General features: G+C 71.1%; 14 protein-coding genes and 3 pseudogenes. 9 read left to right on the forward strand and 8 right to left on the reverse strand.

What is annotated here, in order from left to right:
* The first annotated feature begins 99 nt into the window (after positions 1-99).
* Complete coding sequence (locus tag ACFYXB_RS05880; protein WP_389578650.1) at positions 100-1,119, forward strand: phosphotransferase; 1,020 nt, start codon at positions 100-102, stop codon at positions 1,117-1,119.
* A gap of 125 nt (positions 1,120-1,244) precedes the next feature.
* Here the strand turns inward: ACFYXB_RS05880 and ACFYXB_RS05885 are convergent, their stop codons facing one another.
* A complete protein-coding gene (locus ACFYXB_RS05885; protein WP_389578163.1) occupies positions 1,245-2,804 on the reverse strand; it encodes a protein kinase in 1,560 nt (519 codons plus the stop codon).
* A gap of 331 nt (positions 2,805-3,135) precedes the next feature.
* Between ACFYXB_RS05885 and ACFYXB_RS05890 the strand changes: the two genes are divergently transcribed.
* The gene (locus ACFYXB_RS05890) at positions 3,136-4,776 is read left to right on the forward strand and encodes a protein kinase (protein WP_389578165.1); all 1,641 of its coding nucleotides are present in this window, start codon (positions 3,136-3,138) and stop codon (positions 4,774-4,776) included.
* 79 nt (positions 4,777-4,855) lie between these two features.
* Here the strand turns inward: ACFYXB_RS05890 and ACFYXB_RS05895 are convergent, their stop codons facing one another.
* Both ACFYXB_RS05895 and ACFYXB_RS05900 read right to left on the reverse strand, forming a co-directional pair.
* Entirely contained in the window at positions 4,856-5,392 is a 537-nt protein-coding gene (locus ACFYXB_RS05895; protein WP_389578168.1) for a bacterial proteasome activator family protein, read from the reverse strand.
* 102 nt (positions 5,393-5,494) lie between these two features.
* Complete coding sequence (locus ACFYXB_RS05900) at positions 5,495-5,815, reverse strand: hypothetical protein (protein ID WP_389578170.1); 321 nt, start codon at positions 5,813-5,815, stop codon at positions 5,495-5,497.
* A 52-nt stretch (positions 5,816-5,867) separates the two neighbouring features.
* Between ACFYXB_RS05900 and ACFYXB_RS05905 the strand changes: the two genes are divergently transcribed.
* From ACFYXB_RS05905 to ACFYXB_RS05930, 6 genes and pseudogenes are all read left to right on the forward strand, one after another.
* Positions 5,868-6,203 carry a hypothetical protein gene (locus ACFYXB_RS05905; protein ID WP_389578173.1) on the forward strand — a complete coding sequence of 112 codons (336 nt, stop codon included), beginning with the start codon at positions 5,868-5,870 and terminating at the stop codon, positions 6,201-6,203.
* A gap of 9 nt (positions 6,204-6,212) precedes the next feature.
* Positions 6,213-6,378: pseudogene (locus ACFYXB_RS05910) on the forward strand (IS5/IS1182 family transposase); the annotation flags it as partial.
* A 224-nt stretch (positions 6,379-6,602) separates the two neighbouring features.
* Positions 6,603-7,133, forward strand: a complete 531-nt coding sequence (locus ACFYXB_RS05915) for a hypothetical protein (protein ID WP_351351445.1) — start codon at positions 6,603-6,605, stop codon at positions 7,131-7,133.
* 81 nt (positions 7,134-7,214) lie between these two features.
* Entirely contained in the window at positions 7,215-8,060 is an 846-nt protein-coding gene (locus ACFYXB_RS05920) for a DUF4097 domain-containing protein (protein ID WP_389578174.1), read from the forward strand.
* A gap of 81 nt (positions 8,061-8,141) precedes the next feature.
* Positions 8,142-9,140 carry an ATP-binding cassette domain-containing protein gene (locus tag ACFYXB_RS05925; protein ID WP_389578176.1) on the forward strand — a complete coding sequence of 333 codons (999 nt, stop codon included), beginning with the start codon at positions 8,142-8,144 and terminating at the stop codon, positions 9,138-9,140.
* Positions 9,137-9,919 (forward strand): ABC transporter permease, encoded by a 783-nt coding sequence (locus ACFYXB_RS05930; protein WP_389578178.1) that lies wholly within the window; start codon positions 9,137-9,139, stop codon positions 9,917-9,919. The genes ACFYXB_RS05925 and ACFYXB_RS05930 overlap by 4 nt, the downstream gene beginning before the upstream one ends.
* A gap of 225 nt (positions 9,920-10,144) precedes the next feature.
* Here the strand turns inward: ACFYXB_RS05930 and ACFYXB_RS05935 are convergent, their stop codons facing one another.
* Positions 10,145-11,125 (reverse strand): NAD(P)H-quinone oxidoreductase, encoded by a 981-nt coding sequence (locus tag ACFYXB_RS05935; RefSeq protein ID WP_389578180.1) that lies wholly within the window; start codon positions 11,123-11,125, stop codon positions 10,145-10,147.
* Positions 11,126-11,170: 45 nt separating this feature from the next.
* Positions 11,171-11,425 carry a hypothetical protein gene (locus tag ACFYXB_RS05940; protein WP_389578182.1) on the reverse strand — a complete coding sequence of 85 codons (255 nt, stop codon included), beginning with the start codon at positions 11,423-11,425 and terminating at the stop codon, positions 11,171-11,173.
* Between the two features lie 325 nt (positions 11,426-11,750).
* Here ACFYXB_RS05940 and ACFYXB_RS05945 point away from each other — a divergent pair.
* Positions 11,751-12,194: pseudogene (locus ACFYXB_RS05945) on the forward strand (NAD-binding protein); the annotation flags it as partial.
* A 51-nt stretch (positions 12,195-12,245) separates the two neighbouring features.
* Here the strand turns inward: ACFYXB_RS05945 and ACFYXB_RS05950 are convergent.
* The 3 genes and pseudogenes from ACFYXB_RS05950 to ACFYXB_RS05960 all read right to left on the reverse strand — a co-directional run.
* Positions 12,246-12,656, reverse strand: a pseudogene (locus ACFYXB_RS05950) (potassium channel family protein); the annotation flags it as partial.
* On the reverse strand, positions 12,653-14,074 hold the full coding sequence (locus ACFYXB_RS05955; protein ID WP_389578185.1) for a molybdopterin molybdotransferase MoeA: 1,422 nt from the start codon (positions 14,072-14,074) through the stop codon (positions 12,653-12,655). The pseudogene ACFYXB_RS05950 and the gene ACFYXB_RS05955, both read right to left, overlap by 4 nt.
* A complete protein-coding gene (locus tag ACFYXB_RS05960) occupies positions 14,071-15,042 on the reverse strand; it encodes an NTP transferase domain-containing protein (protein ID WP_389578186.1) in 972 nt (323 codons plus the stop codon). The genes ACFYXB_RS05955 and ACFYXB_RS05960 overlap by 4 nt, the downstream gene beginning before the upstream one ends.
* Positions 15,043-15,098: the final 56 nt, after the last annotated feature.

The raw sequence follows: 15,098 nt of genomic DNA on the forward strand, positions 1-15,098 counted from the left end.
ACCGTGATCGAAAGTGACAGTCTGTGACAACGCGCAGCTCACAGGCCCGTGCGGTGCCTTAACATCTGGGGCGTGCTGCGCTCATCTGTACCACCCCTCGTGCCCCACGCGCCCCCTCTGGGCCCCCTGCTCCGTCTGTACGCCGCCGGTTCCGCCCTCGCCTGCGATCCCGTGGACCAGGGCCTCCTCAACCGCGGCTACCGCCTGTGCACGACCCGCGGCCACTACTTCCTCAAGCACCACTTCGACCCCGACACCGCCGACCCCGCCGCGATCGAACGCCGGCACCTGGCCACCCAGCGCCTGGCCGCCCTCGGCGTCCCGGTCGCCCCGCCGCTGGCCCACCGGGACGGCCGCACGGTCGCCGTCGTCGGCGGCAGCGCCTACGCCCTGCACCCCTGGATCGACGGCAGACACCGCCACGGCGGCCAGCTCGCCCCCGGGCAGTGCGCACGGCTCGGGGCGCTCCTGGGCGCCGTACACGCCTGCCTGGAGCGCGTGATGCCGCCCAAGACAGGCACGCGCCCCGCCACGAGCCCCCACCCGGTGGAGAGCGCCGGCCCCGCCGACACCTTCGCCCTCATCGACGACCTGCTCGGCCACGTCCGCCGGCACCGCCCCGCGGACGCCTTCGACGCGCTGGCCCGCCATCGCCTCCTCGAACGCCGTGAGCTGCTCGAACAGCACGCGGACCGGCGCCCCCCGCGCGGCGGCCCGGTGGGCTGGGTGCATGGCGACTTCCACCCGTTCAACCTGCTCTACAAGGGCGACGCTCCCGCCGCGATCGTCGACTGGGACCGGCTCGGCGTACAGCCACGCGCGGAGGAGGCCGTCCGCGCCGCCGCGATCTTCTTCGTACGGCCCGCGGGCGCGCTCGACCTGCCCAAGGTGCGGGCGTACGCGCGCGCGTATCGGCGCGCGGCCCGGGCCACGCCCTCGGAGCTCGCCGCGGCCGTGCACCGGGTGTGGTGGGAACGGCTCAACGACTTCTGGATGCTGCGCTGGCACTACGAACGCGGCGACACCCGCGCCGACCCCCAGTTCCCGGCCGCCTCGGCGCTCGCAGTGTGGTGGACGCGGGAGTACGACGCGGTGTGCGACGCCTTCACCGACGCGTGAGCGGGCGACCGGCGGGCCGTACGAAACGCCACGCGCACGTGGCGCCTGGCTCGGCACTCACGCGCGCGTGGCGGTCATCCCGGAGGAACGGAGCCTCACAGGGTGGGTCTGATGGTCGGTGGCCTTCAAGGGCCGGGCGGACCGGTCTGGCCGCCGTCCCCGCCGCCCGACGTGTCGGTCGGCGTCGGCTCCGGCTGCGACGAGGTCCCCGGATCCGTCGGCTCCTCGGAGGTCGTCGGGTCGGTCGGCTCGTCGGTCGGGCCGTTGGTCTCCGAGGCGGACTGGGTGTACGACGGGGTGGCCGACGGCGTGTAGTGGGAGCCGGTGTGCTGGTCCGAACTGTCGTCCGTGGCCGGGTCGGTGGCCTCGTCCGTCGACTCGTCGCTCGGACTCTCGCTCGCTGTGTGGTCCTTGGTGGTCGTCGAGGTCGTCGGCGACTGCGTCGTACCCGCACCGCCGGTGCCGCTCCCGGTGTTGTTCAGCGCCAGCGCGACGCCCGCCGCGATCGCGATCACCGCGAGGACGGCCAGGATCCACAGCTTGCCGCGGCCGCTGCCCTTGTTGCCGTGCCCCTCGAAGCCGCCGTCGTCGCCGCCCCGGTAGCCGCCCGGCATGATCGGCTGCGGGATCTGGGTGGTGCCGGAGCCGTCCATGGGGTGCGGCATGGCGGTCGTTCCCGCGAAGCCGACCGCCGGCGTGTGCCGGCCGTCGTGCACGTCCACCGGGCCGGTGTTCCAGGTGCCGGTGTGGCTGCCCTGGTCGTACAGCATCTGCAGGCCGTACTGGACCAGGCCGCGCATCTCCTCGGCCGTCTGGAAGCGGTCGTCCGGCTCCTTGGCCAGCGAGCGCATGACCAGGCCGTCGAGCTCCGGCGGCGAGGCGTCCGCAACCTCCGACGGCGGGACCGGAGTGTCCTGGACATGCTGATAGACCACCGACAGCGGGGTCTCACCGGTGAACGGGGGTCGCAGGGCGAGGAGTTCGTACAGCAGGCAGCCGGTCGCGTACAGGTCGGAACGGTGGTCGACCGCCTTGCCGAGCGCCTGCTCCGGCGACAGATACTGCGGGGTGCCCATGACCATGCCGGTCTGCGTCATCGTCGACTGCGCGCCGTGCAGCGCACGGGCGATGCCGAAGTCCATCACCTTGACGGCGCCGTGGTCGGTGATGATCACGTTCGCCGGCTTGATGTCACGGTGCACAATGCCGTGCTGATGCGAGTAGGCCAGCGCCTCGAGGACCCCGGAGACGATGATCAGGGCCTGCTCGGGTCCGGGCGCCTCGGCGTTGATCAGCAGGTCGCGGATGGTGCGGCCCTCGACGATCTCCATCACGATGTACGGCACCGACTGGCCACCGACGTAGTCCTCGCCGGAGTCGTACACGGCGACGATCGCATGGTGGTTGAGACCGGCGACCGACTGGGCCTCGCGCGTGAAGCGGGCCTTGGAGACCGGGTCCTCGGCCAGGTCGGAGCGGAGCAGCTTGACCGCGACCGTGCGACCGAGTCTCACGTCCTCGGCCGCGAACACCTCGGCCATGCCGCCCCGGCCGAGTCTGCGGGTCAAGCGGTACCGGCCGTCGCCGACGAGCCCTCCGTTGCCCCACATCTCCGGCGCGTCTGACATGCCGCCGCCAGTCGCCTCGGGGTCGGACGGGCCCTGGGCGCTGTGCGTCTGTGCCATCGGTCCTCGCCGTCGTTTCTGCCCGCGGTGCGCGCGGTGTTGGTACGGGTCTCCGTCGGCCACGCTACAGCCTCCGCGCAAGCCTCCGGTCCGCGATCCGGACCGGGACCGGCCCGAGACGGACCGGCCATGAAACCCGTAACACGCGCCGTCGTGCAAATTCTGTGTACCGGCCGTACAGCCGCTGTAACGCTTCCGCGACGCTTCCTTCGCGTACGGTCACGGAACGGGCACCGAGCTTGACGTGTCAGTGCCCTCCGGCAGACTTGGCCGGGAATGGGACATTCGATCAAGACAGGCGCCTGACCGCCTGGCGGGGGGACACGCAGACATGAGCCAGGACGGCGCACAGGGCGCGTACGCGGGGCGGGCGCTCGCCGGTGGCCGCTACCAGCTGCGCGACTTGCTCGGCCAGGGCGGCATGGCCTCGGTGCACCTGGCGTACGACGCCGTGCTCGACCGCCAGGTCGCGATCAAGACGCTGCACACCGAGCTGGGCCGCGAGCAGGCCTTCCGCGAGCGGTTCCGCCGCGAGGCCCAGGCCGTGGCGAAGCTCACGCACACCAACATCGTCTCGGTCTTCGACACCGGCGAGGACGACCTGGGCGGATTGACGACCCCCTACATCGTCATGGAGTACGTCGAGGGCCGCCCGCTGGGCTCGGTGCTCGACGAGGACGTACGGCAGTACGGCGCGATGCCCGCCGACAAGGCACTCAAGGTCACCGCGGACGTGCTGGCCGCGCTGGAGATCAGCCACGAGATGGGGCTGGTCCACCGCGACATCAAACCGGGCAACGTGATGATGACCAAGCGCGGCGTCGTCAAGGTGATGGACTTCGGCATCGCCCGCGCCATGCAGTCGGGCGTCACCTCGATGACGCAGACCGGCATGGTCGTCGGCACTCCCCAGTACCTCTCGCCCGAGCAGGCCCTCGGCCGCGGGGTGGACGCCCGCTCCGACCTGTACTCGGTCGGCATCATGCTGTTCCAACTGGTCACCGGGCGGCTGCCGTTCGACGCGGACTCGCCGCTGGCCATCGCGTACGCGCATGTGCAGGAGGAGCCGGTCGCCCCGTCCTCGATCAACCGCGCGCTGCCCCCTGCCGTGGACGCGCTGGTCGCCCGCGCGCTGAAGAAGAACCCGAACGAGCGCTTCCCCACCGCCGAGTCGATGCGCGACGAGTGCCTGCGCGTCGCCGCCTCCTTCCAGGCGGCCCCGCCGAGCATCGTCCCTGGCGCCCCGACGCAGAGCGGCTCCGGCGTCGGCTCCGCGGTGTTCCCGCCGGTCGACCAGGCGGCCCCGGCGCCCACCGGCCCGGTGCAGACGCCGTACCAGCCGGCCCCCACGCCGAACCCGTACAGCACGCCGACGCCCTCGCCGGCGTACGGCTACCCGCAGCAGGGCGGCTACCAGACACCGGCCGCCGGATACGGCCAGCAGATACCGTCGACCCCGCCGCCGTACAACATCACGCCCCAGACCGCGGCCCAGCACTCCGGCCCCGGCGGTGGCAGGGGCAACAAGCCGGTGATCATCGGCTCGATCGTGGTGGCTCTCATCGCGGTCGTCGGCCTGATCGTCGCGCTGTCGCAGAACGGCGGCGGCGGTGACGACACCGGTAGCGGCGGCAGCAGCGCGAGCGCCTCGGCCACGTCGTCCCACGCCTCCGGCTACCGCGGTCCGGACGAGGCGAAGAAGATCGACAAGACCGAGTGCACGGAGCCGCAGGAGTCGTACGACGACCCGGACAAGATCCAGGTCCCCAACCTCAAGTTCAAGTACATCAAGTCGGTCAAGGAGTGCTTCCAGGCCGCGGGCTGGGAAATGAAGGAGATCCCCGTCGACGAGAACACCTACGGCGACGGCGCGATCATGGAGCAGTTCCCCGCCGCCGGCACGGACGTCGACCCGAAGGACATGCCGACGATCCAGCTCAAGGTCTCGACGGGCAACCCGGCGACCGGCTGACCCGCCCCGCGCACCCGTTCATCGGAAAGGGCCCGGCGGGTGATCGCCGGGCCCTTCGTGCTGAGGGGTTGGTGAGCGGTTACAGGTACGGCCCGCCCGAGCGGCCGCCGGTGCGCTGCTCCTCCTGGCCGTCGCCCACACCCGGCGGCAGGGCGCGGCGCATCTGCTCCAGCTGGGCCCGGGCGGCCATCTGCTGAGCGAACAGCGCCGTCTGGATCCCGTGGAAGAGACCCTCCAGCCAGCCCACCAGCTGGGCCTGCGCGATGCGCAGTTCCGCGTCGCTGGGCGTCACCCCGTCCGTGAAGGGCAGTGAGAGCCGCTCCAGTTCCTCGACGAGCTCCGGCGCGAGACCGTCCTCCAGCTCCTTCACGGAGCTGCGGTGGATCTCCTTGAGCCGGGCCCGGCTGGCCTCGTCCAGGGGAGCGGCGCGTACTTCCTCCAGCAGCTGCTTGATCATGCTGCCGATGCGCATCACCTTGGCGGGCTGCTCCACCTGCTCCGTCACCGGGATCTCGCGGGAGTCGTCGTGTCCTCCGCCGCCGAGCGCCATCCCGTCCTGGCCCACGACCAGGATCTGGGGGTTCTCCGGCGACCTTTCGTTCCTCGGCATCTCCATGCCGCCATTCTCTCGCACCCGTACACCTCATCACTGTGGTGCCCCCCTTGGAGGCTGATCCACCGTGTAGATCCGACGGCCCAATCCGGAATGCCGGGATCATCATGAAATGTGAAGCTGGTGGACGTCGGTCTCGACGATTGGGCTCCGGGAGGTCACCGCAGTGACTCCATGGCTGCGTTTCCCGCTCCGCCTCGCACGGCTCCTGCCGGTCGCGGCGGTGCTTCTGTTGCCGCACGACACGGCCGGCGCGTACGGCGACCGGCCCGGGCCCTCGGGCTCCGCGTCCACGTCTGCGTCGGTGTCCGGTTCGGCCTCTGTCTCCGCCTCCAGCTCGGCGTCCGCCTCGGCCTCGGCCTCTCGTAGGCCCTCCGCATCCGCCTCGCCTTCTCGTTCCCGGTCCGCGCCGGCCTCGGCTTCCACGTCTGCATCCCCATCCGCCTCCGCCGCATCGGAACCGTCGCGGGCCGGCAGCGTGGCCGGGGAGGGGCGGATACGGCCGGGGCGGCACGAGGACGAGGACCACTCTTCGGAGGAGGGAGAGAGGGGGGAGAGGGAGCACGCCCACGAGCACGGAGACGGCGAGCGCGAGTCTCCCACCGCGTCCGCCACCCCCGCTCCGCAGTCGCCCAAGGAAGTCGCCCTGGTCCCCTCCCCTGCCTCACCCGCTCCCGTGGGCCGGGATGTCGCGCCGAGCAGCGAGGACGCGACCGGGCCCGTGCTGCGGATCCTGCCGCTGGGCAGCGGCCTGGTCCTCATCGGCGTGGGGCTGGGCCTCGCCTTCGTGGGCCTGCGGCTGCGGCGGGGCTAGGCCTGTCGCGGGCCCTGGAAGACTGTGTACGAGCGGCACAGGCGCTGGCCGGCGGACGGCACGTGGGACCGGATACGCGCGGATGTCCTGGCCGGCACCGACGCGGACGGCCGCATCGACCAGGCGCACACCCCTCCACCACCGCCCCGACGAGGGACTCGGACGCTTCCGGGGGGAATGGCCTGTGGCCACCGCGTTCGACAAAGGCGCCTACGGCCCTAGTGGCATCACGTGGTGCCACTAGTGGCACCAGAGAGGCCGAGACTCCATATGGTGCCGCATTGACACAACCCGATGTCGGCACATTTCCGCAAGTCAGAGCCGCGAGATGGACCCAGATCCTCAACCACTCCCCTCACGGGCTTGCACATGGCGCCATAGTGGTGCCATCATGGCGTCATGGACCTCACGCCGTATGTCGACAACCTCCGCCGCGAACTCGCGGTGGCCGCCGAAGCCGGCGGCGAAGAAGCCCGCGAGCTGGCCGAGCGGCTCACCGCTCCCCTGGAGTCGGCGACCCGCCTGACGATGCTCAATGTGCTCTCCGCCGCGATGGACGAAATCACTCGTGAACTCGCTCCCGGCTCGGTCGACGTACGGCTGCGCGGGCTCGACCCCGACTTCGTGGTGACGCGGCCGGCGGGCGACGAGGCGTACGAGGACAAGAGCGGGCCCGCCGAGCCGCTCAAGGCACCGGCCCCGGCACCCGCCGACGGCGACGACGGCGGCACCGCCCGCGTCAACCTGCGACTGCCCGCCCACCTCAAAGCGCGCGCCGAGGAGGCCGCGAGCCGCGAGGGCCTGTCGGTCAACGCGTGGCTGGTGCGGGCCGTGTCGGCCGCGGTCGATGGCGGCACCCCGTCACGTACGCCGGAGAAGACCCGCACCACCCGCACCGTCGGACAGAGCTTCACGGGCTGGGTGCGCTAGCCGCGCCCCGCCCGCCCCACTTCACCCACACCACGTCCCACCAGCGGGGACGCCACGAAGACCCAAGAGGACGGGACAGCCATGCCTTCTTTCGACACTCCCCAGCCGATCTCGGTCACCGCCAACCTGGCCGCCGGTTCCATCCAGTTCTCCGCGAGCGACCGCCTCGACACAGTCGTCGAGGTGCGGCCCCGCGACCCGAAGAAGGACAAGGACGTGCGGGTCGCCGAGCAGACCGAGGTCACGTACGCGAGCGGCGTGCTGACCATCAGGACGCCCAAGGGGCGCTACCTCGTCGGGCCCACCGGCAGCGTCGACGTGACGGTCGAACTGCCCACCGGCTCGCGCGTCGACACGACCGGCTCCTGGACCCAGGTGCTCGGCGAGGGGCGGCTCGGCGAGGTCCGCGTGAAGACGTCCGCGGGTGACGTCCGCCTGGATGCGACGGGCCCGCTGCAGCTGACCGCGTCGCACGGCTCGATCACCGTGGACCAGGTCGAGGGCCTGGCCGAGATCACCACCAGCTCCGGAAGCCTGCGCGTCGGTGTCGTGGACGGCCCGGCTGTCCTGAAGAACTCGCACGGCTCCACGACCGTCGGCGCTGCGATCGGCGAGCTGCGGGTGAGCGGCGCCAACGGCGACATCGACATCCAGCGCGCAGAGAGCTCGGTCACCGCGACCACCGCCCACGGCACCCTGCGGGTGGGCGACGTGGTCCGTGGCACCGTCCAGCTGGAGACCTCCTACGGCGCCATCGATGTCGGCGTCCGCGAGGGCACGGCCGCCTGGCTCGACGTCAGCTCGAGCAACGGGCAGGTGCGCAACACGCTCGCCGCATCCGAGAGCCCGGACAAGTCCGAGGACACGGTCGAGGTCAGGGCCCGTACCCGCTACGGCAACATCGACATCCGCCGCGCCCGGGCCTGACCCGCCCGATCTCCTGACAACCAAGGCCACTTCACCGCTCACCACTCTTTCGAATGGGAGGACCCCATGCCTTCTTCTGTCATGCCCACGCCCAGACAGGGCAACGGCCAGCAGCCGCCCGCCGCCGTCTCCACCGCCGATCTGCGCAAGTCGTACGGCGACAAGACCGTTCTCGACGGCATCGACCTGCGGATCCCGTCCGGCACCGTGTTCGCACTCCTCGGGCCGAACGGCGCCGGCAAGACCACCACCGTGCAGATCCTGTCCACGCTCATCTCCGCCGACGGCGGCCAGGCCCAGGTCGCGGGCCATGACGTCGCCACGTCGCCGGACGGCGTACGCGCCGCGATCGGCGTCACCGGGCAGTTCGCCGCGCTCGACGACCTGCTCACCGCCGAGGAGAACCTGCTCCTCATGGCCGACCTGCTGCGCCTCGGCAAGCGCGAAGGACGCAAGCGGGCCAAGGAGTTGCTGGAGCGGTTCGACATCGCGGACGTCGCACACAAGCGCGCCGCGTTCTTCTCCGGCGGTATGCGGCGTCGGCTCGACCTCGCCATGACGCTGGTCGGCGACCCGAAGGTGATCTTCCTCGACGAGCCGACGACCGGGCTCGACCCGCGCAGCCGCCGCACCATGTGGGAGACCGTGCGTTCGCTGGTCGCCGACGGCGTCACCGTCTTCCTCACCACGCAATACCTGGAGGAGGCCGACCAGTTGGCGGACCGGATCGCGGTGCTCGACGGCGGCCGGATCGTCGCCGAGGGCACCGCCGACGAGCTCAAGGCACAGATCCCCGGCAGCCATGTACGGCTGCGGTTCACCGAGCCCGACGAGTACGAGCGCGCGGCCGCCGCCTTCCCCGGCGCGGCCCGTGACGACGAGGAACTCGCCCTGCGCGTGGCGGGCGACGGCGGTCTGGACGCACTGCGCGCCCTCCTCGACCGGCTCGACGCCACCGGTGTGCGCGCCGCCGACTTCTCCGTGCACACCCCCGACCTGGACGACGTGTTCCTCGCCCTGACCGGCGACGGCACCCCCGGCACCGGATCCGCCCTTCACGTCAAGGAGACGCTGCGATGAGCACCCTCACCTACGCCGTGCACGACTCGATGACGATGCTGCGGCGCAATCTGAAGCACGCGCTGCGCTATCCGGCCGTGTCGCTGGGCGCCTCCATGATGCCCATCCTGATGCTGCTGCTGTTCGTGTACGCGTTCGGCGACTCGATCGGCGCCGGCATGGGCGGCGGCCGGGACTCGTATCTGAACTATCTGACGCCCGGCATCATCATCATGGGGGTGGCCGCCGGCTCGATGTCGACCTCGATCGCGGTCTGCACCGACATGACCGAGGGCATCATCAACCGCTTCCGCACCATGAACATCACGCGCTCGTCGTTCATGACGGGTCATGTCATCGGCAGCGTCATCACGACCATGGTGAGCATGGTGCTCGTCGTGGGGGTTGCGATGGCGATCGGCTTCCGGCCCGACGCGAACCCGGTGGAGTGGCTCGCGGCGGCCGGGCTGCTCGCGGCCATCGCGTTCGCTGTGACGTGGCTGTCGTGCGCGCTCGGCCTGATCTCCAAGACGGTGGAGTCCGCGAGCAACAAGCCGCTGCTGATTCAGTTCCTGCCGTTCCTCGGCTCCGCGTTCGTGCCGGCCGAGTCGATGTCCCCGGGCCTGCGCTGGTTCGCCGAGTACCAGCCGTTCACGCCGATGACCGAGACGCTGCGCGGCCTGCTGACCGGCACGGCGATCGGCAACGACGGCTGGATCTCACTGGCCTGGTGCGCCGGTATCACTCTCGTCGGCTACGTCTGGTCGCGCTCGCTCTTCAACAGCAGCACCACGCGCTGAGTACCGAAAGACACAAGGGCGGGGTGCTCACTCACCGGCAGGGAGTGAGCACCCCGCCCTTGCATGTCCGCACCGGGGCCTGTCCGGCGGTTCAGGCCGCATCCGGGTGGCCCGCCCTTTGCGGTGCTGGTGAGCGGGGTCATGGGGGTCCCCCGTCTGGGGGAGTGCGTGCCAGACCCCGCGATCGCCGCAAGATCCGCCGGACAAGCCGCAGCCGCGCATCGGCTACGGCGCCACCAGCAGCACCTTGCCGATGTGGCCGCTCTCCTCCACCACCCGGTGCGCCTCGGCGGCCTCCGGCATGGGCAGCTCGCGGTCGACGACCGGGCGGACGTGACCCGCCGCGAGCAGCGGCCACACATGCTCTCGTACGGCGGCGACGATGGCCGTCTTCTCTGCGAGCGGGCGGGCGCGCAGCGAGGTCGCGCTGATGGCGGCCCGCTTGTTGAGGAGTGCGCCGAGGTTCAGCTCGCCCTTGACGCCGCCCTGGAGGCCGATGACCGCGAGCCTGCCGTTGACGGCGAGGGTCTGGACGTTGCGGTCCAGGTACTTGGCGCCCATGTTGTCGAGGATGACGTCGGCACCCGCGCCGTCCGTGGCCTGCTTGACCTCGGCGACGAAGTCCTGGTCGCGGTAGTTGACGAGGATGTCCGCGCCCAGCTCGGCGCAGTGGTCGAGCTTCTCCTTGGTGCCGGCGGTGACGGCGACGTTGGCGCCGACGGCCTTGGCGAGCTGGATCGCCATCGTGCCGATGCCGCTGGAGCCGCCGTGCACGAGCAGGGTCTCGCCGGGGCGCAGATGGGAGATCATGAAGACGTTCGACCAGACCGTGCACACCACCTCGGGCAGCGCCGCGGCCTGCTTGACGTCGACGCCCTCGGGCACGGGCAGCAGCTGGCCGGCCGGAACGACGACCTTCTCGGCGTATCCACCGCCCGCGAGCAGCGCGCACACCTCTTCGCCGACGGCCCAGCCGGAGACGCCCGTGCCGAGCGCGGCGATCCTGCCGGAGCACTCCAGGCCGGGGTAGGGGGACGCGCCCGGCGGCGGGTTGTAGAAGCCCTGCCGTTGCAGCAGGTCGGCGCGATTGACGGCGCTGGCCACGACGTCGACCAGCACCTCACCCTCGCCCGGCACCGGATCGGGAACCTCGTCCCACACCAGCGCCTCGGGCCCACCAGGTTCGGGAATCGTGATCGCATGCATGATGGCGACGCTACTCCCCACCGGGTCGTCCGTCTCCGCGGGTCGCTACCCCCGGGGTATGCGCCGGATGTCCGGCGTGACCTGCGTGCCCGGTGTCGCCCGCACGATGGTGATCAGCCGGTCCGCCGACTGGAGGGTGCCGATGGCCGGGTCGCCGTAGCCGAGCACACGATGGCCGCGTACGACGCTCACCACCAGGTCGCCCACCTCGCGCGGCCCCTTGCCCACCTCGGCCTTGACCACGGGGCGTTCGATGAGATCGAGTCCGCTGCCCTGCTGGATGAGGTCCTCCATGACCATGCCGGAGGACGCTCAGCTCTGTGTCTGACTCAGACTGTGTCGATCTGCCAGGCGATTACGCCGTCGCACCCTTGGCACCGTCGACGTCGATGTGAACCGTCGACGTCGATGTGAACCGTCGACTTGCTCCCTGTGATCCGTTGCTGCACGATCGACCGACGGCACCGAGACCTTGGGGCCGGCGCTGGCTGGAGTGAACTTCACCTGTGCACTGCCGCTACCGAAGCACACCAGGTTGAGCTTGTAAGTTTTGCCCTCGCTCAGGGCAGGCTCGGTGTGGATACCGTCGGTCACTCGTTCCGAGCCGGCCTCCACCCTCTTTCCGGTGCAGAACGCAGCCCAAGTGATTGTTGCCCCGCAGCGCGACGACACTGCCACCCTTGTCACGCTCACTGCTCGCCGGCTCAACAAGCGTGCGGCCGTCGTTGTCGCGGTCCGAGAGGACGAGAACGTGCCTCTGCTGAGACACAGTGGTGCAGACACGGTGATCACGAGTTCCAGCTCTGCCGGGCGTCTCCTTGGCATCTCCGTAGTTAGCCCGCACGCTGCCGACACCCTGGAAGGCCTGATGACCTCCGGCAGCGGGCTCGATCTCGTCGAGCGTCCCGTGACCAACGCCGAGGTGGGGCGGTCTCCTCGGGAGTGCTCTGATCTCGTCGTGGCCGTCATACGGAGGAAGAAGGTCTTGGATTAGACCGACCCCGAGGCCGCATCCCTCCAGCTCGGGGACCGAGTAGTCACCATCAGGCAGGCTGTACCGAGCAGTTGATCAGGCAGAACGTACTTGGGTGCTTGTGGTACATCGAGCGAAGCATGGACTCCAACGGTTGAGGCGCCATTCCTTAAGGGTGCGTTCGGTGAGGACCTCGAGCGTGGTGCCGACCAGGATGATCAGGAACAGCACGCACAGGGGTGTGATGACGAGGATGTTGGTCAGCCGGGCACCGTCGCTGACCGGGGTGATGTCGCCGTATCCGGTGGTGGAGAGGGAGACCGTCGCGTAGGAGAAGGCGTCGAGCGGATCGACGGGGCCGTCGGAGTTGTCGGTGTGGCCGTCGCGCTCGGCATAGACGATCAGCGCCGTCACGACGAGGACCAGCAGGGCTATCACCAGCCGTTTGACGACCTGACGGATCGGGCGCTCGACCACTTTCCTCGGGAATTTCACCCGATGGGTCACCAGATGGTCGTCCGCCTGGCGGGCAATGGCGTCATGACCGGGAAGTTTCACGTGAAACACACCCCGATACCGGCGGCCGCCCAGGGCAGATCAAGCAGCTCCGTCTCCTGCCCCGGCCGCGCGCCGCCCGGCGGTACGACGGCGAGCGCGTCGGCGGCGGCGACACCGCGCAGCATCGCCGGACCGTGGTAGTGCAGTGGCACGGCACCGTCATCGCGCAACACGACGGGGACCAGCCGGGTGTCGTACGGATGCCCGTGCACCGCGTCCAGCAACGGCAGCGCATACGGTTCCGGCGCCGGGTGGGCGGCCAGGGTGCGCAGCAGCGGCTCGGCGAGGGTGAGCAGACCGGAGACCGCGGCGAGGGGGTTGCCGGGCAGGCCCACGAGGTACTGGTTCTCCTTGGTGCGGGCCAGCAGCATGGGGTGGCCGGGGCGCACCTTGACGCCGTCGACGAGGAGTTCGGCGCCGATGCGTCGCAGGGTGGGGTGCACATGGTCGACCGGGCCCGCCGCGGTGCCGCCCGTGGTGACGATGAGGTCGGCGTCGGAGGTGGTGACGGCCTTGTGCAGGGCCTCGGCATCGTCGCCGAGCGGGCGCACCACGATGACCTCGGCGCCGAGGGCGCGCAGCCAGGGCGGCAGCATCGGACCGAGCGCGTCGCGGATCAACCCGTCGTGCGGAAGCCCCTCGGTGAGCAACTCGTCGCCGAGAACGAGGACTTCGGCGCGGGGGCGGGGAACGGTGGTGACGCTGTCGTATCCGGCGGCCGCGGCGAGGCCCAGGACGGCGGGGGTGACCAGGGTGCCGACAGACAGCAACTGGTCGCCGACCCGGCACTCCTGACCGCGCGGGCGGATGTCCTGGCCCTGTTTTACCTCGCGGGTGGCATGCAGCCGGCCCTTGCCGTCGACGCTGCCGTGCTCGCTGCGCAGCACGGCGATGGTGTCGGCCGGGACACGGGCGCCGGTCGCGATGCGTACCGCCTCACCGTCCGTCAGCGGCTCGGGCTGCGCGCGCCCGGCGAGGACGCCCTCGTCGCGCACATCCCAGGGGCCGGGTCCGGAGACCGCCCAGCCGTCCATCGCGGACGTGTCGAAGGAGGGGAGGTCGGTGAGCGCGTCCAGCGGGGCGGCCAGGGCCAGGCCGAGGGCGTCGCCGAGAGACACGGAGACGGGAGGGCGACGGGCCCCGGAACGGGCAGCGCGGGCGGCGATGTCGCGGGCCTGAGGCCAGGGGGTGGCCTTGTGGCGCTCGGAGCTGTGCTGCTCCGGGCCGTCCTGCGAGGCGGGCAGTTGGCTGCCTGCGCCGGGGCCGGGTCCGGGGTCCGCGCTGCGGCGTCCCGGCTCCCTGTTCTCTCCGTACTCTCTGTGCTCCCTCACGAGGGCGAGCGCCTCCTCGACGTCGAGGTCATCGGCGGCCTCGGTGTTCGCGACCGGCCCACCGGCACGGATACCACGGGCGGTCATCCCGCATCTGGTTCCGGTCCGGGCTTTCCGGCCGCCTGGGGGGCGTCGTTCTCTTCCTCCCAGCGCAGCGCCAGTGCGGCGGCCTTGCGGGCGGCCTCGGCGACGGCCTCGGGGCCTCCCTCACCCTGCGCGGCCGCGTAGCCGACGAGGAAGGTGGTCAGCGGGGCTGCCGGCCGGGCCACGCCGTGGGCGGCGTCGCGTGCGAGGTCGAGCAGGACGCCGGTGTCGACGTCCAGGTCGATGCCCAGTTCGTTCTTGACTGCGGAGATCCATTCATCCAACACGTGCCCATGCTCCCTGATGCGTGCCCTGGCGGTTGCGATGTCGTCCCAGGTGTCGCAGTCGAAGGACGCGAGCGGGTCCGGGACGCGGGTGAGGTCGAGCGCGCCGGTCAGCCGGCGCAGCGGCAGCCCGGTGAGGGCACCGGGCCCCGCGGAGCCGCCGGTGGTCGCGGACACGGCGTCGGCGAGTGCCGTCAGCGCGTGGCGCAGCGCGGCCGTGCGGTACGCGGCCACGAGCGGCTGGTCGCGGCCGTTCGCGTCGGTGAGCAGCGCACCGTCGGCGCCGGTGGTGCCCAGGACGGTCAACAGCCGCCGTACCGTTGCCTCTTCGAGGAACGGCAGATCGGCGGAGAGCACGACCGCGTGCTCCGCCGTGGTGTGCCGCAGCCCGGCGTCGAGGGCGGCGACCGGTCCGCCGCCGGGCGGCTCCTCGCGCGCCCAGCGAACCGGGCGGGCGGTCGGCCGGGGATCGGCCACGACGACGGTGGTGCGCGCGCCGGCACAAGCCGCGAGCACCCGGTCGAGCAGCGGGCGCCCGCCGACCCGTACGCCGGGTTTGTCGGCCCCGCCCAGGCGCCGAGCGGCACCACCGGCCAGGACGACGGCGTCGTACGGCACGTCGGTCTCCGGATCGGTGGTGTGCGACACGTCGACCTTCGGTGCGGCGGGCTCGTCGTGGGCGGTCACCCTCCGAGTATGGGCGCCGGATGGATCATTGCCATCCCCCTGTACGGCATGTGGAC

This window comes from Streptomyces sp. NPDC002619 (genome assembly GCF_042889305.1).
Classification (GTDB): Bacteria; Actinomycetota; Actinomycetes; order Streptomycetales; family Streptomycetaceae; genus Streptomyces.

What these genes read in the sequence shown, in the direction of transcription:
- ACFYXB_RS05895 (WP_389578168.1), bottom strand. Translation starts at nt 5,392, where the DNA reads ATGGAGATGCCGAGGAACGAAAGGTCGCCGGAGAACCCCCAGATCCTG.
- ACFYXB_RS05940 (WP_389578182.1), bottom strand. Translation starts at nt 11,425, where the DNA reads ATGGTCATGGAGGACCTCATCCAGCAGGGCAGCGGACTCGATCTCATC.
- ACFYXB_RS05885 (WP_389578163.1), bottom strand. Translation starts at nt 2,804, where the DNA reads ATGGCACAGACGCACAGCGCCCAGGGCCCGTCCGACCCCGAGGCGACT.
- ACFYXB_RS05915 (WP_351351445.1), top strand. Translation starts at nt 6,603, where the DNA reads ATGGACCTCACGCCGTATGTCGACAACCTCCGCCGCGAACTCGCGGTG.
- ACFYXB_RS05925 (WP_389578176.1), top strand. Translation starts at nt 8,142, where the DNA reads ATGCCCACGCCCAGACAGGGCAACGGCCAGCAGCCGCCCGCCGCCGTC.
- ACFYXB_RS05920 (WP_389578174.1), top strand. Translation starts at nt 7,215, where the DNA reads ATGCCTTCTTTCGACACTCCCCAGCCGATCTCGGTCACCGCCAACCTG.
- ACFYXB_RS05890 (WP_389578165.1), top strand. Translation starts at nt 3,136, where the DNA reads ATGAGCCAGGACGGCGCACAGGGCGCGTACGCGGGGCGGGCGCTCGCC.
- ACFYXB_RS05930 (WP_389578178.1), top strand. Translation starts at nt 9,137, where the DNA reads ATGAGCACCCTCACCTACGCCGTGCACGACTCGATGACGATGCTGCGG.
- ACFYXB_RS05935 (WP_389578180.1), bottom strand. Translation starts at nt 11,125, where the DNA reads ATGCATGCGATCACGATTCCCGAACCTGGTGGGCCCGAGGCGCTGGTG.
- ACFYXB_RS05955 (WP_389578185.1), bottom strand. Translation starts at nt 14,074, where the DNA reads ATGACCGCCCGTGGTATCCGTGCCGGTGGGCCGGTCGCGAACACCGAG.